This is a genomic window from candidate division TA06 bacterium (genome assembly GCA_016208585.1).
GTDB lineage: Bacteria > Edwardsbacteria > AC1 > AC1 > EtOH8 > UBA5202.
This window is the reverse complement of record JACQXR010000019.1, coordinates 1-25,290: the sequence shown is the minus strand read 5'-3', so window position 1 is coordinate 25,290 and position 25,290 is coordinate 1. Positions and strand designations below refer to the sequence as shown.

Annotated in this window: 21 protein-coding genes, 1 tRNA gene and 1 pseudogene; 5 read left to right on the top strand and 18 right to left on the bottom strand. The window is 52.9% G+C overall.

Annotated features, from left to right (window positions below; translation table 11 throughout):
- Positions 1 to 887: 887 nt before the first annotated feature.
- The 3 genes from HY768_01800 to mtaB all read right to left on the bottom strand — a co-directional run bounded on the left by HY768_01800 (position 888) and on the right by mtaB (position 5,498).
- Positions 888 to 963, bottom strand: a tRNA-Ala gene (locus tag HY768_01800).
- A 1,201-nt stretch (positions 964 to 2,164) separates the two neighbouring features.
- A complete protein-coding gene (gene miaB / locus HY768_01795; protein MBI4725955.1) occupies positions 2,165 to 3,472 on the bottom strand; it encodes a tRNA (N6-isopentenyl adenosine(37)-C2)-methylthiotransferase MiaB in 1,308 nt (435 codons plus the stop codon).
- Between the two features lie 829 nt (positions 3,473 to 4,301).
- A complete protein-coding gene (mtaB, locus tag HY768_01790) occupies positions 4,302 to 5,498 on the bottom strand; it encodes a tRNA (N(6)-L-threonylcarbamoyladenosine(37)-C(2))-methylthiotransferase MtaB (protein MBI4725954.1) in 1,197 nt (398 codons plus the stop codon).
- A 337-nt stretch (positions 5,499 to 5,835) separates the two neighbouring features.
- On the opposite strand from mtaB, the gene HY768_01785 reads away from it, so the two are divergent.
- The 5 genes from HY768_01785 to HY768_01765 all read left to right on the top strand — a co-directional run bounded on the left by HY768_01785 (position 5,836) and on the right by HY768_01765 (position 11,358).
- Positions 5,836 to 7,296: a glutamate--tRNA ligase gene (locus HY768_01785; protein ID MBI4725953.1), complete on the top strand. Its 1,461-nt coding sequence runs from the start codon at positions 5,836 to 5,838 to the stop codon at positions 7,294 to 7,296.
- Between the two features lie 21 nt (positions 7,297 to 7,317).
- Positions 7,318 to 7,842 carry a hypothetical protein gene (locus HY768_01780; GenBank protein ID MBI4725952.1) on the top strand — a complete coding sequence of 175 codons (525 nt, stop codon included), beginning with the start codon at positions 7,318 to 7,320 and terminating at the stop codon, positions 7,840 to 7,842.
- A gap of 247 nt (positions 7,843 to 8,089) precedes the next feature.
- On the top strand, positions 8,090 to 9,772 hold the full coding sequence (locus HY768_01775; protein ID MBI4725951.1) for a glutamine--tRNA ligase/YqeY domain fusion protein: 1,683 nt from the start codon (positions 8,090 to 8,092) through the stop codon (positions 9,770 to 9,772).
- Positions 9,773 to 10,264: 492 nt separating this feature from the next.
- Positions 10,265 to 10,819, top strand: a complete 555-nt coding sequence (locus HY768_01770; GenBank protein ID MBI4725950.1) for a ferritin family protein — start codon at positions 10,265 to 10,267, stop codon at positions 10,817 to 10,819.
- A 35-nt stretch (positions 10,820 to 10,854) separates the two neighbouring features.
- Positions 10,855 to 11,358, top strand: a complete 504-nt coding sequence (locus HY768_01765; GenBank protein MBI4725949.1) for a ferritin family protein — start codon at positions 10,855 to 10,857, stop codon at positions 11,356 to 11,358.
- An 81-nt stretch (positions 11,359 to 11,439) separates the two neighbouring features.
- Here HY768_01765 and HY768_01760 read toward each other — a convergent pair whose 3' ends face one another.
- The 15 genes and pseudogenes from HY768_01760 to HY768_01690 all read right to left on the bottom strand — a co-directional run bounded on the left by HY768_01760 (position 11,440) and on the right by HY768_01690 (position 25,058).
- Positions 11,440 to 12,057, bottom strand: a complete 618-nt coding sequence (locus tag HY768_01760) for a hypothetical protein (GenBank protein MBI4725948.1) — start codon at positions 12,055 to 12,057, stop codon at positions 11,440 to 11,442.
- Positions 12,058 to 12,112: 55 nt separating this feature from the next.
- Positions 12,113 to 12,667, bottom strand: coding sequence for a transposase (locus HY768_01755; GenBank protein ID MBI4725947.1), 555 nt, complete (start codon positions 12,665 to 12,667; stop codon positions 12,113 to 12,115).
- Positions 12,648 to 12,959, bottom strand: coding sequence for a winged helix-turn-helix domain-containing protein (locus HY768_01750; GenBank protein MBI4725946.1), 312 nt, complete (start codon positions 12,957 to 12,959; stop codon positions 12,648 to 12,650). The genes HY768_01755 and HY768_01750 overlap by 20 nt, the downstream gene beginning before the upstream one ends.
- A gap of 745 nt (positions 12,960 to 13,704) precedes the next feature.
- Entirely contained in the window at positions 13,705 to 14,820 is a 1,116-nt protein-coding gene (gene dprA / locus HY768_01745) for a DNA-protecting protein DprA (protein ID MBI4725945.1), read from the bottom strand.
- Positions 14,807 to 16,406 (bottom strand): annotated as a pseudogene (gene obgE / locus HY768_01740) (GTPase ObgE). The gene dprA and the pseudogene obgE overlap by 14 nt, the downstream one beginning before the upstream one ends.
- On the bottom strand, positions 16,406 to 16,909 hold the full coding sequence (gene coaD / locus HY768_01735) for a pantetheine-phosphate adenylyltransferase (protein ID MBI4725944.1): 504 nt from the start codon (positions 16,907 to 16,909) through the stop codon (positions 16,406 to 16,408). The pseudogene obgE and the gene coaD overlap by 1 nt, the downstream one beginning before the upstream one ends.
- Before the next feature lie 178 nt (positions 16,910 to 17,087).
- Positions 17,088 to 17,642 carry a 16S rRNA (guanine(966)-N(2))-methyltransferase RsmD gene (gene rsmD / locus HY768_01730; GenBank protein MBI4725943.1) on the bottom strand — a complete coding sequence of 185 codons (555 nt, stop codon included), beginning with the start codon at positions 17,640 to 17,642 and terminating at the stop codon, positions 17,088 to 17,090.
- Positions 17,643 to 17,647: 5 nt separating this feature from the next.
- Entirely contained in the window at positions 17,648 to 20,518 is a 2,871-nt protein-coding gene (locus tag HY768_01725) for a PD40 domain-containing protein (protein ID MBI4725942.1), read from the bottom strand.
- 276 nt (positions 20,519 to 20,794) lie between these two features.
- Positions 20,795 to 21,208: a hypothetical protein gene (locus HY768_01720; protein MBI4725941.1), complete on the bottom strand. Its 414-nt coding sequence runs from the start codon at positions 21,206 to 21,208 to the stop codon at positions 20,795 to 20,797.
- Positions 21,198 to 21,725 carry an adenine phosphoribosyltransferase gene (locus HY768_01715; protein ID MBI4725940.1) on the bottom strand — a complete coding sequence of 176 codons (528 nt, stop codon included), beginning with the start codon at positions 21,723 to 21,725 and terminating at the stop codon, positions 21,198 to 21,200. The genes HY768_01720 and HY768_01715 overlap by 11 nt, the downstream gene beginning before the upstream one ends.
- A 305-nt stretch (positions 21,726 to 22,030) precedes the next feature.
- Entirely contained in the window at positions 22,031 to 22,306 is a 276-nt protein-coding gene (locus HY768_01710) for an acylphosphatase (protein ID MBI4725939.1), read from the bottom strand.
- Positions 22,307 to 22,411: 105 nt separating this feature from the next.
- Positions 22,412 to 22,873 carry a TIGR00725 family protein gene (locus HY768_01705; GenBank protein MBI4725938.1) on the bottom strand — a complete coding sequence of 154 codons (462 nt, stop codon included), beginning with the start codon at positions 22,871 to 22,873 and terminating at the stop codon, positions 22,412 to 22,414.
- Complete coding sequence (locus HY768_01700; GenBank protein MBI4725937.1) at positions 22,863 to 23,513, bottom strand: protein-L-isoaspartate(D-aspartate) O-methyltransferase; 651 nt, start codon at positions 23,511 to 23,513, stop codon at positions 22,863 to 22,865. The genes HY768_01705 and HY768_01700 overlap by 11 nt, the downstream gene beginning before the upstream one ends.
- A complete protein-coding gene (gene surE, locus HY768_01695; protein ID MBI4725936.1) occupies positions 23,510 to 24,271 on the bottom strand; it encodes a 5'/3'-nucleotidase SurE in 762 nt (253 codons plus the stop codon). Before surE ends, HY768_01700 begins: the two co-directional genes overlap by 4 nt.
- Before the next feature lie 79 nt (positions 24,272 to 24,350).
- Positions 24,351 to 25,058, bottom strand: coding sequence for a glycosyltransferase family 2 protein (locus HY768_01690; protein MBI4725935.1), 708 nt, complete (start codon positions 25,056 to 25,058; stop codon positions 24,351 to 24,353).
- Positions 25,059 to 25,290: the final 232 nt, after the last annotated feature.

The following is a 25,290-nucleotide window of genomic DNA, read 5'->3' as shown; positions in this document are numbered from 1 at the left end:
ATCAGGGTTATTCAGCGCAGGGCGTATGGTTTGAGAGACGAGGAATACTTACGGTTGAAGGTACTGACCTGCACGCTTCCTCCCCTGTAAGTAGCCCAAAATCACCTAAAATCACCCACACTCATTGGAGAAGACCCATTTGAAGTTTACATTTGAGGGATGACAGTTTTTTGCCGGGCCCGGTTTTTTTGCCTGGACCGCGCAGGTTCCCACGGCCAGAATCAAGAACATCACGGTTGCAGTTCTTCTGAACATTTTTGATACCTCCCCCTTTTACTTGTAATACTGGTGATCGTTGATTGGCTGTATTTTAGTTTTAAGGGGTGACAAATTCTGGGGGCAACAAAAAACCCGGCCGTGATCGGCCGGGGCGGGTCAGTGAATTGAGCCTTTACCAAGGATAGACAGGATTAACACCATTTTCCTTTTACCACGCTTGCGCGCCATAACGCTACAGCCTGCCTGCACGAAGCCGTGCTTTTATGCCAGGCGTAGTTATGGCATAGGCAGGCGTGCAGGCACCACTACTGTCCGGTTTTCGTGGTATAAGTCCTTGCGAATCAATGGGTGATTTTTGAGCCTGAATTCAAATCGATTACATGATGAAACCTCTAAGACCATTGCCCCATCTGCATTCTACAATTTTCTTGTAAAAACAACCGGACGCTACTGTGCAGGCACGGAAACACGAATTTATGAATGTCTTTATGTAATAATTATTTTTAGGTTTTTTGGTATTCCGTGGGTCGGTGGTGGTTAACTTCGTATAGGATGACCCGTCCGCCGCAACTAAGCGTAGGCGGAAGCTGGCAGACCATATTGCTAAATCGGAGTAAGGCTGGCCCGCCAGACGAAGCTGGCAGTAAATTACCCTCCTGATCGTAGTCTGGTGGAGCTGATCGGATTCGAACCGACTACTTCCTGCTTGCAAAGCAGGCGCTCTACCAATTGAGCTACAGCCCCACACTAATAAACCTAGATGCTAATTTCAAAACCCTAAATCACAGTTGTTGGCGGAATCCTGCCATTAATGGACAAGCATAAGCTTATAGACCTAAAACTTTTTTGGGGAATTGGACACTTTAGTTATTGAAATTTGTTTAGGATTTAGTGCTTCGTGCTTGTGAATTACTCAGCTTCAGTTTTACTGAAGTTGAGTAATTATAACAGATTTTTTTATTTTTGCAAGGCAAAAAGAAAGCGGCCTTTGAATCAATAAAGTTGTTGCGTGATAAGCAAATGATATTCATAACGCTTTGACAATTATAAGGTTATGCGTATTCCAATCTAAATCATATAAGGCATTGAAAAATAGTTAAGCCGTGTTTTGTTTTATATAGCAACAACTCTAATAGATCAATCAACCCCCGTCCAATCACCACGGACACCGAAGTTTATAAGGATACTATGAAAACCTACGGTTTTCAAACTTTCCCTTTTCTCATCGGTGTCCCTGTGGCAGAGACCACAGGGATTGCAAGTTAAATACTCAAGGCATGACGATGGTGCTTTCGTGCAATAAAAGTGAGTCGGTTTCCTCAAATATCTTTAAAAAATAATTGCCAGTCTCAAGATGATCGATCCTAATAGCTCAAAGTAAATTGGCACCAGCAATAGCACACTATTCCATCATACTTTTCGTAAACTTTCAAAGTCTCACCAGCCTGTTTAAACTCACCCCTTATAGTATCGCAACAAGCTGCGCCGACATTATAATGCCATATAATAATATCACTCTCCTGCACATAGATGGCAAAACGGAAACTGTCAGCCTTTGTAGAGGTTTTTTGACTGCACGGATATTGGTAATAACTGAATGTAGTGGTTGACGGGGCCGCTGTTTCAGTTGGATCATCGCTTTTGCTGCAACCAAACAGGACAATGCCACATAATAAGAAAACATTAAAGCATTGATCCTCATTTTGGCGCCTTTCACCTAAATTATTGCGAAAACCTTATAATGAACTATATCTGAGTCCACTGTAAAAAGCCCCATTTACGATTTTTAGGCCACCAAATGTATCCGTTGCATAAAATAATCGCGCTACGGTCAAGTATGAAAGCCGCTTTTCAGTGAAGGCATCAATCACTACCTTTTTACAATGAACTCATATATGCAATAGTATACCCCCCCCCGAATTTTGTCAAGCTAAATTTTCATCTTTTAAACCGTTTCGCCTACCAGCGTGGCCTGGGTGGCTTTTTGTATTTTTACATTGACCATCTCGCCCGGTTTGATTTTGGACTTTGAATGGAAGGCCACGGTTTTGTTGCCGTTGGTCCGGCCCATAAACTGTCCGTGGGACCGCTTGCTTTTCTTTTCCACCAGGACTTCGTATGTTTTGCCGATATCGGCCCGGTTAGATTCTATGGTGATTTGCTGTTGCCGTTTGATGAGCCGGTTCAGCCGGTTCTTTTTTTCGGGATCGGGTATTTTGCCCTCCAGCCCACAGGCTTTTGTTCCCGGGCGTTCCGAGTACTTGTAGGTAAAAGCCGCGTCAAACCCGATCTTTTGGGCTACTTCTAACGTTTCGTTGAACTCACCCTCTGTCTCTCCCGGAAAACCGGCGATGATGTCGGTGGTCAGCACCAGGCCAGGCATGGCCTGCCGTGCTTTGGTAATGAGCGAAATGAAATGCTCCGCCGTATACCCCCGGTTCATCAGGGCCAGTATCCGGTCACTGCCGGCCTGCAGGGGAAGGTGCAGGTGCTTGCAGACCCTGGGCTGTTCCGCCATCACGGCGATGAGATCATCGCTGAGGTCCTTGGGATGCGAGGTGATGAATCTGATCCTTTCCAGGCCCCCTACCCGGCAGGCTTGGTGCAACAATTCCGGGAAGTTCACTTCTTGCCAGTGATAGGAATTGACGTTCTGCCCCACCAGGGTGACCTCCAGGATCCCCTGCCGGGACAACTTTTCCATCTCCTCCAGTATGGCGGGCGCCGGGCGGGAGGATTCCGGCCCCCGCACATAGGGGACGATGCAGTAACTGCAGTAGTTGTTGCAGCCCCGCATGATTGCTAAATGGGCGGTTGCCTGGTTCTTGAAATCGGGGATCAACCCGGTCTCTTCCGTGAATATGCCGATATCGTTCCGGCACTGCTGCAGGTCATCGGCGAACAGACGGGTCAGGATCGCCGGCAGTTCGGCATAGCTCTTGGTGCCAAGCGCCGCATCCAGATGCTTATAGTGTTCCAGCAGGGCCGGACCCTGTTCCTGGGCCACGCATCCGCACAGCACCAATTTAAGGCCGGGCTTCTGGCTTTTAATCCCTTTGAGCTCGGCCACCCGGCCCAGCGCCCGTTCCTCGGCGTGGCCCCGCACCGCACAGCTGTTGATGATCACTGCATCAGCCTGTTCGGGGGACCCTGCTTTGGTCATTCCGGCTTTGCTTAGAAGCGATGAGATGCAGGCCGAGTCGTAAACATTCATCTGGCAGCCGTAGGTCTCTATGTAAAATTGCTTAGGCATCTATTCGATTACGCATTCCCCTGATTGACCACAGAATGCACAAAATAGGTTTTTTAAACTAGTTTTTAGTTCAGCAAAAATAATAGGTGTCCTCTGTGCCCCCTCTTATTACTAATGGGAGCAGATACTTGTGGTGAGCGACTTGTACTGAGCTTGCCAAAGTAAGCCGAACCAATAGTAGACATAAGGCCATGAATGGCCTTGCTTATCTTCAATGGGCATCCTTAACCCAGCCCTTACCTGTCCGCCGACCTGTCCGCCGTAGCGTAAGCGAAGGAGGAAGCCATAGCGAAGGCGGAAGGGCTGGGTTAAAAGCAAATATTGTTCCTCAGTCTTAGGCCGTTCACGCCTGCGTGCCGACGTGTCCGCCAGAGCCTTGGCGTAGGAGGAAACAACTACGGCGTGCAGGCACGGCCTTTGTCTCAGTCTACTAATACATGCTCTGATTAGTAACTCAGAGCCTGTTTTATGGCAAGAAGTATAGGCTCTTAGTCCGCTTTACAGCTTCGTGGTAAGATGAGTAAATATTTTTTGCGTCTTCTGTGCCCCTTCGGCGCAGCTCAGGGCATGCTTCTGTGGTTAAGAGCTTATCCTCAAATAACAATTTGGGCATAAACGGCTGCAAAACCGCCAGACTGCGTCACGCTCATTCACCGTATCGCCCTTTTCCCGCGAAAAACGCGAAAAACACGAAAACTCAGAAAATCCATAACCTATTGATCACAAAATATGTTAAAGTAATATTCTGAATTCAACATTTCGCGCTTTTTCGAGTGTTTAGCGGGTTTTTCAGGAAGAACTATTTAAGGATAAACTCTAAATAGTTATTTCAGTCCGCCAGCTGGCCATCCAGACCCTGTTCATTGACTGTGGTCAGCTTGATCGGCATCATTTTATTTTTGAGGTCTAGGCCGGAGCTTACCGTAACCCGGAAGTAGTGCTCGCCCAGGCCGGACCAACGTCCTTTTTTACCCTGCTCGAACAGGACGGCGGTGGTTTGCCCGGCCTGCGATCCCCAGTATCGCTGCTGCTTTTGGACGAACATGGCACGCAGCCTTTGGGATCGCTCTTTTTTTATGCCCTCCGGGATCTGTCTAGGCATTTCGGCGGCCTTGGTCTGCGGGCGCTTGGAATAGGTAAAGATATGCAGATGGCTGAGGGGAAGATCCTTTACGGCGTTATAGCTTTGGCCGAACTCCTGTTCGCCCTCCCCGGGAAAGCCCACGATGATGTCAGTGCCGAAGGTCATTTCGGGGATGGCTTTTTTGATTTTGGACAGTAAAGATGAGAAGTATTCCACGGTATAAAGGCGATCCATCAGCTTAAGTATCTTATTATCGCCGCTCTGTAGGGGCAGATGAAGGTGCCGGGCCACCTTGGGCAATTCTGCCAATGTCTCGATCAGGTCGTCGCTGGCATCGTCGGGTTCCAGCGAGCTCAGACGGATCCTTTCCAGTCCAGGGAGGTCGTGGATCGATTTTAGCAGCACCCTTAACGAGGGCTTGAAATCGCCCAGCCTTACCCCGGTGATCACTAATTCCTTATGCCCGGAACCAACCAGACGGCCGGCCTCGACCATTATGCTTGAAAGCTCCCGGCTGCAGGATTTGCCCCGGGCCAAGGGCACGATGCAGTAGCTGCAGCGGTGGTCGCAGCCGTCCTGAACCTTGAGGAAGGCCCGGGTGCGCCCGGAAAATGACTTTATGCTTTCAGGGATACTTTCCCCGGTGAGCCCAAATTCACGACACACCAGTGAGACACTGTCTTGGTTGCATCTTCCAACCACCAGATCCGCCTGGGGAAGGTTTTTCAAGGCTTTTTCATTGATCTGCCCATAACAACCGGCGACTACTATTTTCGTTTTCTGGTTTTGTTTTTTTATTTTACGGATAGTCTGCCTAGCCTGCTGGTCCGCCGCCGAGGTAACGGTGCAGGTGTTGATCAGGACAAAGTCGGTCGGCCTGTTGGGTCCGGATCCGAACAACCCGGCCTGCTCCAAAGCGGCCCGCCATAGCTGGGTCAACACGTCGTTTTTGTACGCTCATCGTCAGTTGCTCCTTTCCTAATGATTGTATCATTGAAAAGGTCTGACGGCAACCGATTATTAGGGGACTCGCCGTCCCCTAATAACCCCTGCTTTTCAAGGATGCCATTCATCCCACCAGCAGAGCTTGTGGGTTTTCTGGCATGAATTCATAAAATATCAATAAACCATTATAATTGTCGCCCGAATTGTCGCCATTTGGTCGCCATTTACCTTTGACTTTACCCGGCATTTTTGGTATCATTACCAACCGGATTCCGCTGATTTATACGGATTCAACGGATAACATTAACCCCCATTATCCAACATCCATAATCAAATGACCACCGTCCGAACCCGCTTCGCCCCCAGCCCCACCGGCTACATGCACATCGGCAATCTGCGCACCGCTCTTTACGCCTATTTGATCGCCCGCAGCCTTAAAGGAACTTTCATTTTAAGGATCGAGGACACCGATCAGGAGCGCCTGGCGCCCGGCTCGGTGGAGACCATCTACCAGACCCTTAGGCTGTGCGGCCTGCAGCACGACGAAGGCCCGGATGTCGGCGGTCCCTACGGCCCCTATATTCAGAGCCAGCGCAGGGATATTTACCGGCAACACGCCGAAAAGTTAGTGGAACTGGGCGGGGCTTATTACTGTTTCTGCGCCAAAGGACGGCTGGACGGGCTGCGGCAGCGATGCGAAGCCAAAAAGGAAATTTTCCGGTATGACCGGCACTGCCTGTCGCTGGATAAACAGGCATCAATGGACAGGGCCAAAGCCGGAGAACTCCACGTGGTGCGGCAGCGCGTCCCCGAAAGCGGCGCCACCACGGTGCGCGACCTGGTTTACGGCGAATACACTTATGCCAATGAGCAATTGGAAGACGGCATCCTGCTGAAATCGGATGGCCTGCCCACCTACAATTTTGCCAATGTGGTGGACGACTACCTGATGAAAATATCCCATGTAATACGCGGCTCGGAATACCTGTCCTCGGCCCCCAAGTACAATCTGATCTATCAGGCTTTCGGCTGGGAGATCCCGGAATACCTGCACCTGCCGCTGATCATGAAGGACCATTCCCGCAAGTTCTCCAAGCGGCACGGCGACCCCTCGTTTGAGGAGCTGGTGGGCAAAGGCTTTTTAAAGGACGCCATCCTGAACTACATCCTGCTGCTGGGCTGGAATTCAAAAGACGATCGCGAGTTCTTCAGTTTGCAAGAGATGGAACAGGCCTTCAATATTTCCGGGCTGTCCAAGTCGCCGGCTATTTTTGACGTCGAGAAACTGAAATGGATGAACGGCGAGTATATCAGAAAAATATCTCCCGAAGCATTTTATGAAGCGGCCCTTCCCTGGCTTAAGCAGGCCGTCAAGCGGCCGGGAGTGGACCTGCACAAGCTGGCCGGGCTGATGCAGCAGCGCACCGTGGTGCTGTCCGGTATCCCGGCCCGGGTGGACTTCATCGACGCCCTGCCAGCTTACGACCAGAGCCTGTTTATGAATAAGAAAGCCAAGACCGACCTGGTCAATTCGCTGGAATACCTGAAAACCTGCCAGGCAGAGTTAGAGAAGCTGGGAAGCTGGGATCATGAGACCATCAAACAGGCGCTGTACCTGGTGATCGAGTCCCGGGGCCTCAAGGCCAATACTTTTCTCACACCGCTGCGCATAGCCCTCTCCGGCCGCGAGGTCACCCCGGGCGGCGCCACCGAGCTGGCGGAGATACTGGGAAAGAAGGAGACCTTGGCGCGGATCAATACCGGCCTGGATAAACTGGAAACGCCCCGCCCCTAGCTGCTTGTTGGAGATTGACCCATGACCCATAAAAAATTCTATCAATTGATAGCCGGCGCCGGCGTCGACGTAGTCGGCATGCTGCTGGCCCTGCTTAAGCAGACTGACGCCCGGTATTGCGTGGTGGGCGGACTGGCGGTCAACGCCTATGCCGAGCCCGTGGTCAGCCTGGACCTTGACCTGATCGTGGCGGCAGACAAGATTGATTCGCTGGTAGCGGCGGCCCGCCTCCGGAGGCTTAAGGTCCAACGCTTTGAGCACAGCGTAAACCTCTCCCCGCCCGGCTCCCAGCTCCGCATCCAACTGCAGACCGGCAGCCGGTACCAGCCCTTTCTGGCCCGGGCCGCAAGCCGCCGGGTGCTGGGCTATGCCATGAAAGTAGCCCGGATTGAGGATGTGCTTCAGGGTAAGCTGTGGGCTTACGCCGATGTGACCCGCCGTCCCAGCAAGCGGCAGAAAGACCTGGCCGACATCATGCGGCTGGTTGAGACCCGCCCCGGGCTTAAGAAACTGCTCCCAACCCGGATGACCGCCTTGATGAAATGACCCCCTTTGCGCCTAGCCCTCTCCGGCCGCAAGGTTCCTCCCGGCGGGGCCACCGAGCTGGCGGAGATACTGGGAAAAGAGGAAACGCTTAAACGGATAAATATTGGAATAGAAAAATTATCTTAAATCAAAAATTAACCGCCAAGACACCAAGCACCAAGCCAAATCGTGAATTGTAAATCGTGTTTGTGTCCCTTTGACTCGGCTCAGGGCAGGCTTAGTGCCTTTGTGGCAGAAAAGAACGCATATGAATAACACAGAAAACACCAAGACCCCCATCGAAGGCGCGGCCGCCACCAACTTCATCCGGGAGGCCGTGGCCGAGGACCTGAAAAGCGGCCGCTTCGCCAGGGTCCACACCCGCTTTCCCCCGGAGCCCAACGCCTACCTCCACATCGGCCACGCCAAGGCCATCTGGATAGACTACGGCATCGCCCAAGAATTCGGCGGCCTGTTCAACCTGCGCTTCGACGACACCAACCCGGCCAAGGAGGAACAGGAGTTCGTGGACGCCATAATAGAAGACGTCAAATGGATCGGGGCCGACTTCGGCGACCGGTTGTTCTTTGCCTCGGACTATTTCGAGCAGATGTACCAGTGGGCCGTGGATCTGATCAAAAAAGGCAAGGCCTATGTCTGCGACTTGAGCGCCGAAGAAGTGACCTGGCACCGCGGCACTCTTTCCGGGCCCGGCAAGAACAGCCCCGGCCGGGACCGCAGCGTGGAGGAGAACCTGGACCTGTTCCAAAGAATGCGCCAGGGCGAGTTCCCCGACGGGTCCAGGACATTGAGGGCCAAGATAGACATGGCCCACCCGAATTTGAACATGCGCGACCCGGTGATGTACCGGATATTGAATAAGGAGCATCACCGCCAGGGCGACAAATGGCAAATCTATCCCATGTACGACTGGGCCCATTGCCTGGAGGATTCCATCGAGGGCATCACCCATTCGCTCTGTTCGCTGGAGTATGAGGACCATCGCCCGCTCTACGACTGGTTTTTGGACCAGCTGGGGATCTACCATCCCCGCCAGATAGAATTCGCCCGGCTGAACATGAACCACACCGTGATGAGCAAGCGCAAGCTGGTGGAACTGGTCAAGCAGGGTCTGGTGGACGGCTTTGACGACCCCCGGCTGCCGACCATCGCCGGATTGCGCCGGCGCGGCTATACCCCGCAAGCCATCAAGAATTTCTGCGAGCGAATCGGGGTGGCCAAGCGCGACAGCCTGGTGGACTACGCCCTGCTGGAGCACTACATCCGCGAGGAGCTGAACAGAACTGCGCCCCGGGTGATGGCGGCGCTGAAACCCCTCAAGGTGGTCATCGAGAATTATCCGGCGGGCCAAAGTGAAATGATTGAATGCGACAACAATCCGGAAGACCCCGCGGCCGGCAAGCGCCAGGTTCCCTTCGGCCGTGAGCTGTACATCGAGCAGGAGGATTTTTCCGATAACCCGCCCAAGGGCTTTTTCCGGCTTTCCCCCGGCCAGGAGGTCAGGTTGAAACACGCCTACTACATCACCTGCCGGGAAGCAGTGAAGGACGGCGCCGGGAACATGGTGGAACTGCGCTGCAGCTACGACCCCCAGACCAAGGGCGGCGACTCCCCCGACGGCCGCAAGGTGAAAAGCACCCTGCACTGGGTCAGCGCCGCCCATGCGGTATCCGGCGAAGTGCGTTTGTACCAGCAGCTGTTCAGCGACCCCGCCCCTACGCCTGAAAGCCCGGTCAATCTCAACTCGCTGACCGTGCTCAAGGACTGCAAACTGGAGCCGGGGTTGAAGGAGGCTAAGCCCGGAGAAAAATACCAGTTCCTACGCCAGGGGTATTTTTGCGTGGATTCAAGGAATTCCACCAAAGACAAACTGGTCTTCAACCGCACCGTGGGATTAAAGGACAGCTGGTCCAAAGAACAGAAGAAATAAGCGGATATTTATTGACTCTCCGCTTGCAAACGGCCGGATTTTGGGGTAATATTAAAAATATTCCATCCTTTACCGGATAGACAGAATTACTACTCAGAGCGGATACTTGTGGTGAGTGACTTGTACTGAGCTTGCCGAAGTAAGCCGAACCAATAGTAGACTTTTTTTCATCAAAATACCCGAAATACGCAAATAATATTGGATTGATAGAATCGGGAATGTCCACTAATATATGCTCCGAGTAATAACATGATTTTACAAGATGGTCTTAAAATAATCCTGTAAATTCGCTTAGGCATACCTGTATACCTTATTCAAGTGCCATCCGCTTACGCTTTTATATTGGGCCTCCACGTGCCTGCACGCTGTAGTAGCTATTAATAGTGGCTGTTTTGGCACGCAAGCGTGTGCCATAGCTTTAGCGGAGGCACTAGCTTCAGCGAAGGCACTCCTGTCAAAGTTCCCCAGCATATAATATCTGAGAATACTTCTATGAAAAAGCAGACCAAGCCTGTCAAACCAGTCAAACCGGCAGATGCCGGCCGGGACGCCCTGCAGAAGGCCATCCAGTCGGAAAAAAGCGCCCTGGAAACATATTTCAAATTCGCCCGCCAGACCAAGAATGTTTCGGGTAAGGACATGTTCCTGCGGCTCTGCCAGGATGAATTTGGACATCTGAATATTCTGGAAAAAGAACTGGACAACCTGATGGCTGGCCAGAAATGGGTCAAAGCCAAATTCCAGCCGTCGGACATCGAGGAGATCCTCCCCCATTTGGCCTCGCCCAAAGACCTGGCCCCGGCCGGTCAGGGCAGCCCTGACGATCTTTCGGCCCTGAACCTGGCCCTGGAGATGGAGCGCAAGGCCGTCAACTTTTACAAGCGCGAAGGCCAGAAGGCGGAGGATAAGAACGCTCAGGCCATATACGCCCGGCTGGCCGAAATGGAAGAAGCCCATTACAACCTGATCCAGGCCGAACTGGACCACATCAAGGACCTGGGCTTTTGGTTTGGGATCCAGGAATTCACCTTGGAATCGAACGAATAACAAACAGCAATCAAGATAAAAAAGGAGAAATTGTCATGGATGATTTTTCCCGCTCGCTGGTGGAGGCCATGCAGTTTGAGAACGACGGTTATCACCACTATACCACTGCGGCCCAGCGCACCGAGGACCCCAAAGCCCGGCAGATGTTCGGCCAACTGGCCGAGGACGAACTGGGGCACCACAAGACCCTGGAGGCCATGTTCGCCGATCACCAGAAACAGGGAAGCTTAAAGCTGAAGCCGCCCCGGATAAAATCCAAGGTGGACCCGGCCCAGGAAAGCCCCATCTTCAGTTCCGAGTTCCGGGAACGCGTCGGCGACAAGCACTATGAGATGTCGGCCATTTCCATCGGAATTTTGCTGGAGCAGAATTCCATCGAGAGCTACAAGACCTACCGCCGCCAGGCCAAGGAGCTGAGGATCAAGCGCCTTTTCAATGCCCTGATCCGCTGGGAGGAACAGCACCTTGAGACATTGGTGAAGCAGCAGCAGTTTTTGCAGAGCGCCTACTGGGAAGCCAACCGGTTTGCGCCGTTTTAAAGATATTGTAACCACTTCTCCCCAAATAAAACCCCGGACTTTGCAAACAAAGTCCGGGGTTTTATTTCCAGTAACCATTCTTTACTTTTTCGTGGTATCGGCCGGGGCTGCCTGCTCGCCTTGCCCCTCCTGCTCCGGTTTGCCCAGGATCAGCATCCCGGCCGACTTGCGGCTGGGACGGCCCTTGAACGAGGTCTTGCTCTTATGGTAGGCCAGCATGAAGGGCATCGGCTGTCCCGGGACTATGGCCTGACCGTTGGAAAGGCTTAAAGGCATGGAGAATTCCACTATCATCCCGGAGTTGGTCTTAGCGGTCTTAAAGTCCACTAATTTTGGTTTTTCGATGGCCTTGTGGGTGGAGACCCAGCTGCCCACGTGTTCGTCCACCCGGCGGCCCGAAGGATCGTGGTAGGCGATGATCATGGAACTGCCCCGGATCTTCTGTTCACCGAAGGAAATGGCAGCCCAGCCTTGGTGCGGGCTTTCCAGTGCCACGTACAGCAGCTTGCCGTCCGAGACCCAGTTGACCCCAATGCCGGTGTAGGAGTCGGTGAAGTGGGTTGGATACTCGCCCTCGGTAACCTTACCGTCGATTATCACGTCAACGGTTTTAAGGTTAACGATGCCGTGGGGCTTATCGCCGGCCAGGGCAAAGACAGAGATGAATACCAGCAATGATGCCAATAGTAGTTTTTTCATAAAAACTCCTTTAACTTAGATTTTTATTAGCCAGTCCATAATAGTATAGACACTATCAGGCAGCATAAGAGGTGGTTGCCGAGTGAAACAGGGCGCGGATTTTATCAGGGCGTTTCGCCAAATGCCGCAAGGCCGCCACAGCTTTCAATTTCAGGTCATCCAAACTGAAAACGCCAGCCCGTCCCACCCGGTGAGACTTTACCTCCCGCCAGACGCCTTGGTCCGGGTTCAACTCCAGGCTGTATGGCGGCAAGGTGAACAGTCGCAGCCGCCCCTGATAGCTCCGAACCGTGGCGGACACTCGCCCCGACTTGTGCATCGGATGGCCATCCAGAATCAGGAATACCGGCCGTTGGCTGCCCACCATCAACCGATCCAAGAACTGGCAAAGCGTCTCGGCATTCATGCGGCCGGTTTCGATCATGAAGCGCATCTTGCCCAGCCGATTCACCACGCTGATCATGTTCAGGCGATACCTGGCCCCGGTGTTCTTGACCACCGGCGTTTTCCCCTTGAGGCCCCAGGTTGTCCCCACATGGTAGTCGCTTCGCAGGCCGGCTTGGTCTCCGAACCAGATGACGGCCTTGATCTTACTTAGCCTCTCGCTCAATGGCCGGATACGCTTCTTCAAGCCACTTCCGCACCCGGACAGGATCCTGCTGATAGGCTCGCCCCAGCGGCTTCTGGGGCGTGATGCCCATCTGAGCCAACAACCGTCCCACCAAATTGCGGCTCAACTTCACCCCGTAGCGACGATGGATCAGAACCGCCACCGCTTCTCGCGTCCACAGGGCAAACGGAAACTTATACTGTCGCGGGTCGCCTCCGGTCACCGCTTGGGACACCCATGCGATGGCTTTTCCCGACAACTTGCGGCGGCAGACCTCCGCGCTTCCGGGCACCCAGCGCATCGAAAGCCCCCGGCCCGATACATCGCCAACCAGTTATAAATGCAAGCCCGGCAGAATCCCATGACTCTAATTACGGCTTCCGGGTTCTCCCCTTACTGCACCTGGGCAACGGCGCGCTTTCACAGCTCCGTCAGAACCTCATGGCTCAATTTGCGGCTATCTGCCCTCTTCTTCATGACCGCAATTATACCATATCCAAACTAAGGTCTATACTATTATGGACTGATTTATATAATCAATAACGGCGGGCTTGTTATTATAGTCGGTGCTATTTCATTTTGGATTCCAGATACATTAATAGTATCATAGCTGTATTCAATCCAGCCTAAATGTGACCAAGAAGCATGTACCTTATTAAATGAACAGTCATAACAAATTGAAGGAAACCCTTCGGCATTGGACGTATCTCCGTCCAAACGGTCAGGTAGCGTCCATTTGTCCAAGCTATCGCGCATAGACCATCGTAGACCATCGCCGTAATTACTTTCTTAATTATTATCCGGCGCCATACATTTTACCAGAATAAGCCCAAACGCAAAAAGCCCCCGCCCATAGTTGCCAAACTGTGGGCAAAGGCCTTATTATTATTGTTAAATATGCAAGCCAGCCAAAAGTATAAAACTTTTATGCGCGGCATGTTTATAAATATACCATAATATCACTCCTTTTGTCAAGTGTATTTTTTGCGTATGTATTTTTTGCTTATATTTTGCTTAATTTCAGTCGGGGGAAAATATTAAGTTCTGATGAACATCTTGCCCGGCAGTTGCTTTACCAGGCCCTTCAGTTCCAAAGATAAAAGCGCTTTTATAAGCTCCGGGCTTTTTAGATTGGCGATATCGGCCAGGCTGTCTATGTGCAGGGGTTCGGGAGTCAGGGTATTATAAAGGTTCTCCTCGGCCTCGTCCAGTTTTGGGGCTGGAGCAGTTGGAGTTTTCTTCAGTTCCTGGACCTTTTTTGATATTTTTTGTTCCAGGTTCAGTTCTTCCAGAATATCCCGGGCACTGCTGACCAGTTTTGCCCCCTGCTTTATCAGCTGGTTGGTGCCCTGGCTGGTGGCCGAATTGACCGGGCCCGGCACCGCAAACACGTCCCGGCCCTGGTCGGCCGCCCAGCGCACGCTGGAAAAAACCCCGCTGTCGGCGCGGGCTTCCACCGCCACCAATCCCAGAGAAAGCCCGGTGATGATCCGGTTGCGGCTGGGAAAATGCCCGGCCAGAGGCTCAGTGCCTAAAGGATATTCGGAGATCACCGCGCCCTGGGCTGCGATCCGGTCGCGAAGTTTGACATTCTCAAAAGGATAGGCTATGTCCACTCCGCAGCCCAGCACCGCGATGGTGCGGGCCGGAGCGGCCAGGGCCCCCAGGTGGGCCGAAGTGTCTATGCCCCTAGCCATCCCACTAACGATGGTCAGGCCGGCCTTTCCCAGTTCCAGCGCCAGATTGCCGGCCACGTTGCGGCCGTAAGGGCTGGGATCGCGCGAACCCACTATGGCCACTGCTTTCCGGTCCTGCGGCTGAAAACTGCCCCTAACGTACAGCAGGGTTGGGGCATCGCTGAAATTATTCAGGTTTTCCGGGAATTCAGGGTCGTTGGCGGTGATGACGCTTGCCCCATGCTTTTTAGCCAGTTCCAACTGGGAGTCGGCAAAACTGTTGTCATTTTTGGAACGGATAATGGCTGAGGCGGTCACTTCATCAACCCCTTCGGCCCGGCATAATTCCTTTTGGCTCAGGGCAAATGCATTACGGGGGCTGCCGAATTCATTTAAAAGCAGACGGTACCGGATCGGCCCCACTCCGGGGACGCCTTTGAGCTTAAGCCACCACCACAATTCATCAGAATTCATCATATTCAACAACATCACTGCTTTGCTTAAGGGCGGTTTTGACGGCTTGGCGCAATTGCTGCAGGCTGGCGCCGGGATCTATCTTGGGATCATCTTCTGCGCCATCGGAATTCAAAGGCGGCGGGTCCTGTATCCGGGAAAGTTTTTGTGGCTGGTTATGGTATTCTTTTCTCAGATATCTGAGAAATTCCTCCCGCCGGGATATTGCCAGATTCACCGCCTGGTCAGCCAGTTTTTCGGGATCGGCTCTGGCCATTATGGCCTTTAATGCTTTTTGGGCCTCCCCCGCCACGCTTTTATTACTGTCATCCAGAAGAAGGAATAGGGGGACCGCCGCCCGGTGATCGCCGGTTGTCTGAAGCGCCTGGGCCAAAGCCGCCCGGGTAAACCAGACGCCTGAGATCAGGTGCCTCAGGATTGGAGCGATGGCCTGGGGCCCCTTGGAAATGATCTTGGGAATGGCATAATCCCTTAAGGTCCAGCTTTGATCGTGCAGAGCTTTCAGCAACAAGGCCAGGGCCTCGCGTCCCTCCAGTTTCTGGGCCAGGTCCAATGCCGCCATTCGTTTTTTAAGCTCGCGGGATTTTAACAGCTCCACCGCTTCGGTAATCCTGGGATCGTTCATTTTTCTTTTTTGCCTTGAGATACAGGCTGGCTATCTTCCTCCGCAATTCATCCAAACCATCCCCGTTCAAGGCCGACACATATACGCCCGCATCTTTGGGTTTTTTCTTCAACAGGTCGATCTTATTGTACACCACCAATTGGGGTTTACGGGTTAGGCCCGGGTTATAGGATATCATCTCGTTCTTCAGCACCTTCAGTTCCTGCTTTGCATTTTCGGCGGAAGAGTCGATTACGAACACCAGCACCTGGGTCCGCTCGATGTGCCGCAGGAACTGGGTGCCCAGCCCCTTGCCCTGATGGGCTCCTTCTATCAGGCCCGGCAGGTCGGCAATGGTGCAGGCGGAGTGCTCGTCCAGATGCATGGCGCCCAGGTTGGGCAGCAGGGTGGTGAAGGGATAATCGGCGATCTTGGGATGGGCCTGGGTCAGCTTTGACAGCAGGGTTGACTTTCCGGCGTTGGGAAAGCCCACCAGCCCCACGTCGGCCAGCATCTTAAGCTCCAGGCGCAGGGACCGGGTCTCTCCGATCTCGCCCTTCTCGGCCACCCGGGGCGTCTGGTTGGTGGAAGTGGCAAAATGAAAATTGCCCTTGCCGCCTTTGCCGCCACTGGCCGCAGTCACCGAGGAATGTGGAATTATTAGGTCGGCCAGCTGTTCCCCGCTTTCGGCGTCGTAGATCAAGGTGCCGGGAGGAACCGGGATCACGCAGTCCGGTCCGGCTTTGCCGGACATTTTCCGGTACATTCCGTTCTGGCCATGCCCGGCCTTAAAGAAATGGCGGTAACGGAAATCGCGCAGGGTCACCAGATTTGGATCCACCGTGAATACCACCGAACCGCCCCGCCCCCCGTCGCCGCCGTCGGGTCCGCCCTTGGGTATGTATTTTTCGCGGTAAAAGCTTACGGCTCCGTTTCCCCCGTTGCCGGCCGCAATCTTGATTTCCGCCAGATCGACTATGGGCATTAAATTAATTTTCGTTCTTTTAAGTTCTGATATTTTCGTTTAAGCATCTTGGACACCAGGGCCGGCAACAGACCGTCCAGCCTCCCGCCCATCCTGGCCACCTCCTTGACCAGTCCGGAATTGAGACAGGTATACTGTTCCGAGGGCATCAGGTAAATGGTTTCGATGTTCTTGTCAAGTTTGCGGTTCATTAAAGCCATCTGGAACTCGTATTCGAAATCCGACACCGCCCGCAAACCCCGCACCAGGGCGGTGGCCTTCTGGCTCCGGGCGAAATCCACTAACAAGCCGTCGAAACTGGTGATATTAAGTTTGGCCGACCGGGGAGCGCATTTTTTCAGCAGCTCCACCCTTTCTTCCAAAGTGAACAGCAGAGTCTTGCGGTCGTTCACGGCCACGGCCACTATCAGCCGGTCGAATATCTTCAGGGCCCGCTCCATCAGGTCGATATGCCCGTTGGTGACCGGATCAAATGTGCCGGGATAGATGGCGGTCTTTAGCACTGGCTGCCCTCCAAAAAAGTATTGGGATATGAAACTATTATTAGGTATCCACTATTCAGTAGACAGTATCCGTTGATTGTTCCCTGTTCATTGTTCACTGTTCATTGTTCATTGTTCACTGTTCATTGTTCATTGTTCACTGTTCACTGTTCATTGTTCATTGTTCACTGTTCATTGTTCACTGTTCATTGTTCACTGTATAGAACTCCACGCTGCTCTTGCCATGTTTCTTGCATTTCCACAAAACCAGTCCCTGAGCTTCGGATACAATACTTTCGGCCCGGTGATGCTGTAGCACTAAGATCCCATCGGGAGCAAGCAGGCCATGCTTCCAGGCCAGATCCAGTATCTGCAAGGAAATGTTGGCTTGATAAGGCGGATCGGCCAACACGATGTCAAATTGCCCGCCGGAAGAAGAGATGAAATCCAGGGCGTCATGGCGGATTACCTTCGCCCTTTTTTGGATCTTTAGCATTTCCATGTTCTGACTAATGAGATCGGACGTTTTATGATCGGCCTCCACCAAGGTAACTTCGGCCGCCCCCCGGGACAAAGCTTCTATTCCCAAAACCCCGCTGCCGGCATAAATATCCAGCACTTTTTTGCCGGCCACCATATCGCCCAATACGTTGAATATCACGCCCCTTAAGAGGCCGCTGGACGGCCGGACCTGTTTCCCCGCCGGGGTTTTCAAAATCCGGCCCCGGTATTCTCCGGCAATGATCTTAAGCATCTTGATCAGAACTCGCTGCCCAGGGTAAATGAGACCGCCGGGTTTTTTCCGATGGAAGAAAGGTCTGTGGGCCAGGCCACGTCCACCCGGATCAGGAAGGGATACAGGTTAATCCGGCCCCCGGTCCCGATGGCGGCCTTAAGGTCTTCCAGCTTGATCAGTGCCCGGTCATTCTTTTCCAATGGTTTAAAGGAACCGGTATTGTCCCAGGCTCCGCCGATGTCAAAGAAAAAAGCGCCCCGGATCCCACAGAATGCCAGCGGAGGAAATGCCATCTCCAGCCGGTCGATTAACGGAAAGCGCATCTCAAGATTGGCCAGGGCTGTTTTGGTGCCGTAGAACCGGTCGTAATTATAGCCGTGCAGGGTATTGGGCCCGCCCAGATAGAACCGCTGGGCGTCCGGACCGTGGGAAATCCCGCCCAGCAGTCTGAGAGCGATCTGGTAGCGCCGGGAGATCCTCCAGTAATTTCGGATGTCGGCATATCCGGTATTGAAGCTTAGGTCGCTGCCTAAGGCTTTCTGGCTGCTCTCCGCCACCAACATGGTCCTCTGCCCGCTGATGGGTCCCATGTAGCCCCAGAGGGTATTGTCATTGACAAAACTTAGGCCCGGCACCACCACATCCATGCTGGCCTCGGGATAGGAATAGTAATAATAGGCCTGCTTATAATGGTTCCAGCTGGCCATCAAATCGAAGCGCTGATAACGGTTCAAAGGGTAGGACACTATTCCCTGGACACCGTTTACTTTTTCAATCACGATATCATCGTTGGGGGCCAGATAATAATTATGATACTGATAATAGCTGATGCCGTAATCAAAACGCCGGGGCAGATAATAATAGGTCAGCTGGTAATCGGAATATTCGAAATTGACCATCAGATCGGACTGCCAGTAAAATAAATGGCTGCCGAGTATATCGGTGACCAGAATCTGGGCCTGCCCCCCCAGCCCGCTCAGTGTATTGTAGCCCACGGTGCCCCGGGCCATATCCAGGGAGAATTTGGATCGGGCGATTTCCGGATTAACCAAGGTGTCGCTTGACGCCAGACCGAAGGTTTTGGGATACTGCCACAGGTCGTCGCCAGTTTTTATGGAATCAGAAGCGGCTGCCTTCTTGGTCGGGATTTTTTCCAAGGGATTTTTTATGGCGTAGATGTTCCATCCGGTCTGGTGATATCCGATAAAAACTATCTTATCGCCCTCAACCGACCAGCGGGGCTGCAGGCATCCGGTCAAAACGTCGGTCAAGGGGACCGATGCGCTGTCGGGGCCAGCCCGATAGAGTATATTGGCCACTCCCTGCTGGTATGAATTATATATCATGCCTGACTTTCCCCAACTGGGGCTGATGGCATAAAGCTCATCAGGTGTGTAACAGGCCAGGGATTCGCCGGCGGGGTTTATGGTGAACAGCCGGTAGCGCCCAAAGAGCAGGCTGTCGGCGACGGTGGCGGCATCACCCGGGAGCGGGCGATCCGAGGCAAAGACCAGGGCCGATCCGTCAGGGGCCCAGGCAGGCTCCCGGTCATCATAGATATCGTTGGTGATCCTGCTGATCTGGCCGTTGAAATTGTTAAGCAGATAAAGGTCGGCGTGCCCGTTCTTGAGCCCGCTAAATACTATCCTCTCGTCGGTGGGCGACCAGGAGGGATAATAGATGCCATCCAGATCGAATTTGTATTTTTTTATCAGTTTCCCGTTATTGGCGGCGACTATATAGAGCCTGTCGCCGGTGGTGGATTTGGCGGCAAACACCAGCCGGTTCCCTTCCGGCGACCAGGACAGCCCGCCCCGGAACCAGGCCAGGTGCATGGCTTCGAACAGCGAGTTCTTTTCGCCCTTGACCAGGTGGCTGATCCGGCGGCCGTCGATGCTGGATATAATGTAGATCCCGGAATAGCCACCCTGATCGGAGATGTAGGCGATCTTATCGCCCCGGGGGGACAGGACCGGGCTGAGGTTGAAGTAGGATTCGTTCTTGTCGTGTTCGGTCAGTTGTTTCCCGATGTCGGACGCTTCCTTTTTTGAGGCCAAGTACGGCCAGTATTCTTTTTTGACCGATTTTATCCAATCCTCGGAAAGTTTTTCCACTCCCTGGCCCAGTGCCATCCGGCAGGCCTTGTCCACATTGCGGTTGGCCCGCACCAGATGCAGCAGCTCGCCCACCTTGACCTGGCCGTAATGTCCGGCGATATATCTCAGTACCGCCTGGCCCTCTTTGTAAACCAGGTAGCTGCCGCCGTAGTTATCCAGTTCATTGATGGGAATCAGCCGCTGGTTGATGGCCAGGTCTTTCAGGATCATCTCGGATTCCGGGTCCCAGCCCCGCGATTCGTATTCGGCCAGGCCCTCGATGAACCACAGCGGCACCTGATTGAAGTTCTGGCCGGAAAGCACCGATTCCATCCCCCCACCGAAAAACAGGTCAAACATGTAGGCATGGACCAGCTCGTGGGTCAGCACATGCTCAAAATCCGCGTAGGAACCGGTATACGGCACCACCACCCGATTCTTGAACTGGGTGGTAAAACCCCCCACTGACTCCTCCAATATTTCCTGAGTGATGTTGGTCTGCTCGAAATCGTTGTGGGAAGAATAGACCAGCACCGGGATCCTGCCGTTGAGTTTGTGGGAGAAATCGCTGGAGAGCTTTTGGCCTGCCGTTTCGGCGATCTGATCGGCGATGGCGGCCAAAGTGTTCTGTCCCTGGTAAAAGTAAATGTCAAAATTCTTGGTGGCTATCTTTTGCCACTTGAAATTCTTGTAGTTTACCTTGTTCTTGCCGAAATAGCCGTCCTGAGCCTGCATCACGGAGGGAGTGAAAATTAGCAGAACCGCCAGGGACCAAAGGGTTAGTTTAAAATGCTTCATTACAGTAATCCTGACAATTAGGAATGAGATTTAAGGAAACCAGTGGCTTTACCACGGAATCACGGAAATAAGGAATAACGAAAATGCAATGGATCACGTTGTTATGGGGATACAAATATAGCAGAAATTAGTAACCGAAAAGATTTATTTTTGATTTAGGATAATTGTATCAATGACTTGTAGTTGGTTTAAAGCACCATAGACAAAGTGTTGTTCTGGGATAATTAAAATTCCAGTGTTTTCGGTCATTCCGTGCTTCAGTGGTTGGTACCCTGCTTAATATTCTGCCTTGAATATTAGGTCCAGCCAGGCGTCGCTTTTGAACAGCTGGCGGGATACTTCCCCTTTTAACAGCAGGCTTGGATTGATCCGATATTCCATGATCAACACCTGGGACTGCCGGGCCGTGGAAAGCCCCAGCGACAGGCTCAGGGAAAAGCGCTCCTCCCAAAAGGCCCGGTTCAGGCCGAGCTCCCACCCTCCCGCCATGTTGACGTTCCACTGCCGGGCGAACTCCACCATCTTCTCCATCCGCCACTCCTCCATCAGCTGCATGAAGTATTCCTGATAGTACGCGGCCAGCGAATCTATAGCTTCCTTATCCGGGCTTTGAGCGAAGGCCCTGGCCGGAAGGAACAACAGGCCCAGTAACAAAATAAAAACTGATATTTTGACTTTGTCATTCGGCATCGTAATGAACCAGCGAGATTACTTTATACTTTTTGAGTTTGTCCTTGCCCTTTAAAAAGTCCAGCTCCACCACAAACGCCAGGCCCGCCACCTGACCGCCCAGCTTCTCCACTAATTTGGCCACGGCCAGCGCTGTTCCCCCGGTGGCCAAAAGATCGTCCACTATCAGCACTTTCTGGCCTTTTTTGACCGCATCGGCATGTATCTCCAGCGAGTCGGCGCCGTATTCCAGCGCGTAGGTCTGCTTGACGGTCTTGGCCGGCAGTTTATTGGGCTTGCGAACCAGGATCACCCCGACTCCCATTTTGTAGGCCAGGGCCGAACCGAAAGGAAAGCCCCGGGATTCTATCACCGCGATGGCGTCGATCTTGAGTTTTTTGGCCTGAAGATAAAGCTGGTCCACCGCGTCCTTGAAAGCCTTTTTGTCGCGCAGCAAAGTGGTGATGTCCTTGAAATTGATCCCCGGCTTGGGAAAATCCGGCACCTCCCGGATGTGTTTTTTAAGGTTAACGGCCATTTTGAGGACTCCTGTTTACAATTAATCCTGAATCCGTGAGTTCAAATAAGGGCATTCTTTCAAAAGCACTGTCATTTCTACATTTACAGAAACAAATGCGACTTTATTACGCTCACCTTGCAGGTGATGAATAATTTATTGTATTTCTTTTGCTACAGCTAGTAAAAACGCGGTTCTTCAGTTATTTTACACATAACGAACTCACGGATTCAGGTTAATATTAGACCACTGAAAAGCTTAAAATAGTTTAACCCCTACTTAAAATAAATACGACAACAGTAGTTTTACCAAGATGTTAGACAATATTAAAATTTGACTTCAAAGGCGGTAAAATCCCGGTTGGATTCTTGCCATTTCGTTTTAACTTGGCTAACCACCGCTCCAGACGGACCCTGTTGCAATTCGTCTATAAGCGTTTTAAGGTCCTGCTCGTCGCCTTCGGCCACCACCTCCACCCGGCCGTCCCTTAGGTTGCGGACATATCCGGCAAGTTCCAGGCTTTGGGCCCGGTGGAGCACAAAATACCGGTAGCCTACGCCCTGCACCCTGCCGGAGATATGGAATATCACTTTTTTGTTCATTATCGAGCACAACCTGGTGTAAGTTTAAATGTCATTAGAACAAATTATTAAATCCAATCTGCGAGTATCCGCGCAAATCTGCGTCCCGTTCGGTTCCCCTATTTTTCACTGCCCCACCATCCTAAACGCCAGCTTCACCGCTTCCTCCGGGGTCTTGACATGCTTGATGGCCGCCCGGATCTTCCAGGTATTTAAGCCGATCAACGGGATCTGGTACTGGATGGCAAAGGCGATTTCCGAAAGCGTGCCGTACCGGCCGCCGATGGCGATGATGACCTGCGAAGACTGCACCACCAGCGAGTTCCGGGTGTAACCCATCCCGGTGATTATGGGGACGTCCACGAAACGGTTGGCGTCGCGGGCCGTGGACCCGGGAAGTATGCCAACCGTGAGACCGCCGGCCTCGGAGGCGCCCCGGCAGGCCGCTTCCATCACTCCGCCCATGCCCCCGCAGACCAGAACGCCGCCGCCTTGGGCTATCAGTTTCCCGGTCTGGTGCGCCATTTCGCCCAAGGCCTTGCCGCACTGCGAGACCCCGATGACGCCGATTCTCGGTTTACTGGCCATTGGCCTGCCACCCGTATTTTCCCACCAAGGGCACGAACATGCAGCCGCACAGTTCTTTTCTCGTTTCCTGGCCGTTGACCTTGTCTATCAACAGGAGCTTTTGGATATTCATGTCCCCCACCGGGATCACCATCCGCCCGCCTTCGGCCAGCTGTTCCCAGCAGGCCTTGGGGATATCCGGGGCCCCGGCCGTGACTAGGATCCGGTCGTAAGGCGCGAATTTTGGCCAGCCCAGGGTGCCGTCGCCGGTGGTTATGGCGATGTTGTGATACTTCATCTCGTCGATCACCTTGCGGGCCTTGCGGGCGATCTTGTCTATCCGCTCGATGGTGAACACCTGAAAGGTCAGCTCGGCCAGTACCGCCGCCTGGTAGCCGGATCCCGTTCCCAACTCCAGCACCTTCTCGGCCCCCTTCAGCTCCAGGGCCTGGCTCATCAGGGCCACGATGTAGGGCTGGGAGATGGTCTGCCCTTCGCCGATGGGCAGGGCGTTGTCGTCGTAGGCCCGGGCCTGCAGGGCATGTTCCACGAACAGGTGGCGGGGGACCTTTTTCAAGGCGGCGATCACCCGGGGGTCATTGATGCCCCGCCCGGCCATCTGGATCTCCACCATTTTTTGGCGGGACTGTTCGTAGTTCATTTGAACAGTTTCTCCCACTTCTTCAGCCGGGAAAGCTCGCCGTGGTTGGTCCAGTCCAGATGAAACGGAGTAACGGAGACCATCTGCTGTTCGATGGCCTCAAAATCGGTGCCCGGTTCTTTTTTCCAGTCCGGGTCCAGCCCGTCGATCATGAAATATTTCTTTCCCCCGGGGCGCTTGTGTTCCACGATCAGGTCGCGGTAAATCCTCTTGCCCAGCCGGGTCACTTTTAGTCCTTTGATCTTGGCCAGCGGCAGGCTGGGGACGTTGACATTCAGCAAAGTGTTCTTGGACAAACCTTTTTTGAGGACCACCTCCGCCACCCGGCGGGCATAAAAGGCCGCAGCCCGGAGATCGCATTTGCTCCAGGAGACGCAGGAGACCGCGATGGACGGGATGTCCAGCAGGGTGCCCTCCATGGCCCCGGCCACCGTGCCGGAATAGGTGACGTCGTCGCCCAGATTTGGCCCGTGGTTGATGCCCGAGACCACCAGGTTGGGTTTTACTTTTAAAAGGCCCCGCACCGCCAGCATCACGCAGTCGGTGGGCGTTCCGTCCACTGCGGCGGTGCGGCGGTCGCGCCATTCCACTTCCAGCGGTTTGCGCAGGGAAAAGGAATGGCTGGCCCCGCTCTTCTCGGACATGGGGGCGAAGACATAGGTGGCGCCCAGCTTGTCCAGGGCCCGGCGCAGGCGCTTGATGCCCTCGGCGTTGATGCCGTCGTCGTTGGTGATCAGGATGATCGGTTTTTTGTTCATGAACTTTCGCCACAGAGACGCAGAGACACACCCATTAAAAGGCAAAGTCTCTGGGGATTTCTCAATTAAAGTTTATTTATTAAGCCCAAAGGGTTTGCAGGGCCATTCTGATAAATCTGAGTGTATCCTTGAGATGGCTTATATGGCTGGTATTTCCGGGAATGTTTTTTATTTCAAGAGACCCAATCCTGAACCCCTGCCGGGCAGCCTTGATCAGAAGTTCTGATTCCATCTGGTAGCGCGAGGTCTTCAGTTTCACACTTTTCAGAACTGCTGACCTGATGATGCGATAGCCGGACTGGCTGTCAGCTATCTTCGTTCCGGCCAGAATCGAGACAACAGTAGTAGTTATGCTGTTACTCAGAAAACGGGCAAACGACATTCTACTGAACTCGTTTCTGCGGGAACCTACCACAATGTCATAATGTCCAGTGTCCAAAATATCCGCCAGGGCTGGAATGTACTTCGGGTCGTGTTGTCCGTCGGCGTCGATGGTAATTACAGCCTCGTAGCCCTTCTGTAGGGCCAGTTTGAATCCGCTTTTTAAGGCCGCGCCCTTGCCCTTGTTATGTGGATGGATTATAAGCTCCACCCCCGACAATTTGGCGGCCTCCGCCGTGCTTGAACGCTGTAGTGTGTTTAGGCACGTAGGCGTTCCATCGCTGGAACCGTCGTCAATCACAATTATATCATGCTTTGGCGCAAATTCCAGCAGTCGGGCCAAAAGCAATTTCAGTGTGGCATCGGCGTTATAGGCGGGTATGATGACGGCGGTTTTCATGAACATTTAACGGCAGACATGAATCATGAGATCAAGAATTCTTAAAATATTAAAACCGTGTGTTTTTGTGTGTCTTGGTGGCAAAGTAATTATTTTAGTGGCTCTTCTCCAATGAGTGTGGGTAAAATCGAACTTGGTGGCGAGCTGAAGTAGTTGGCAGTAAACGAGTTCTTTGATAGCAACCCCGGTAAAAATATGGTAAACTTCCGGTATGAAGAAGATCAAACGATTGGAAGAC

What these genes read in the sequence shown, in the direction of transcription:
- miaB (MBI4725955.1), bottom strand. Translation starts at nt 3,472, where the DNA reads ATGCCTAAGCAATTTTACATAGAGACCTACGGCTGCCAGATGAATGTT.
- dprA (MBI4725945.1), bottom strand. Translation starts at nt 14,820, where the DNA reads ATGATGAATTCTGATGAATTGTGGTGGTGGCTTAAGCTCAAAGGCGTC.
- surE (MBI4725936.1), bottom strand. Translation starts at nt 24,271, where the DNA reads ATGAACAAAAAACCGATCATCCTGATCACCAACGACGACGGCATCAAC.
- HY768_01700 (MBI4725937.1), bottom strand. Translation starts at nt 23,513, where the DNA reads ATGAACTACGAACAGTCCCGCCAAAAAATGGTGGAGATCCAGATGGCC.
- HY768_01715 (MBI4725940.1), bottom strand. Translation starts at nt 21,725, where the DNA reads ATGGCCGTTAACCTTAAAAAACACATCCGGGAGGTGCCGGATTTTCCC.
- HY768_01720 (MBI4725941.1), bottom strand. Translation starts at nt 21,208, where the DNA reads ATGCCGAATGACAAAGTCAAAATATCAGTTTTTATTTTGTTACTGGGC.
- HY768_01710 (MBI4725939.1), bottom strand. Translation starts at nt 22,306, where the DNA reads ATGAACAAAAAAGTGATATTCCATATCTCCGGCAGGGTGCAGGGCGTA.
- HY768_01775 (MBI4725951.1), top strand. Translation starts at nt 8,090, where the DNA reads ATGAATAACACAGAAAACACCAAGACCCCCATCGAAGGCGCGGCCGCC.
- HY768_01760 (MBI4725948.1), bottom strand. Translation starts at nt 12,057, where the DNA reads ATGAAAAAACTACTATTGGCATCATTGCTGGTATTCATCTCTGTCTTT.
- HY768_01690 (MBI4725935.1), bottom strand. Translation starts at nt 25,058, where the DNA reads ATGTTCATGAAAACCGCCGTCATCATACCCGCCTATAACGCCGATGCC.
- HY768_01765 (MBI4725949.1), top strand. Translation starts at nt 10,855, where the DNA reads ATGGATGATTTTTCCCGCTCGCTGGTGGAGGCCATGCAGTTTGAGAAC.
- HY768_01770 (MBI4725950.1), top strand. Translation starts at nt 10,265, where the DNA reads ATGAAAAAGCAGACCAAGCCTGTCAAACCAGTCAAACCGGCAGATGCC.
- rsmD (MBI4725943.1), bottom strand. Translation starts at nt 17,642, where the DNA reads ATGCTTAAGATCATTGCCGGAGAATACCGGGGCCGGATTTTGAAAACC.
- HY768_01785 (MBI4725953.1), top strand. Translation starts at nt 5,836, where the DNA reads ATGACCACCGTCCGAACCCGCTTCGCCCCCAGCCCCACCGGCTACATG.
- HY768_01780 (MBI4725952.1), top strand. Translation starts at nt 7,318, where the DNA reads ATGACCCATAAAAAATTCTATCAATTGATAGCCGGCGCCGGCGTCGAC.
- HY768_01705 (MBI4725938.1), bottom strand. Translation starts at nt 22,873, where the DNA reads ATGGCCAGTAAACCGAGAATCGGCGTCATCGGGGTCTCGCAGTGCGGC.
- HY768_01725 (MBI4725942.1), bottom strand. Translation starts at nt 20,518, where the DNA reads ATGAAGCATTTTAAACTAACCCTTTGGTCCCTGGCGGTTCTGCTAATT.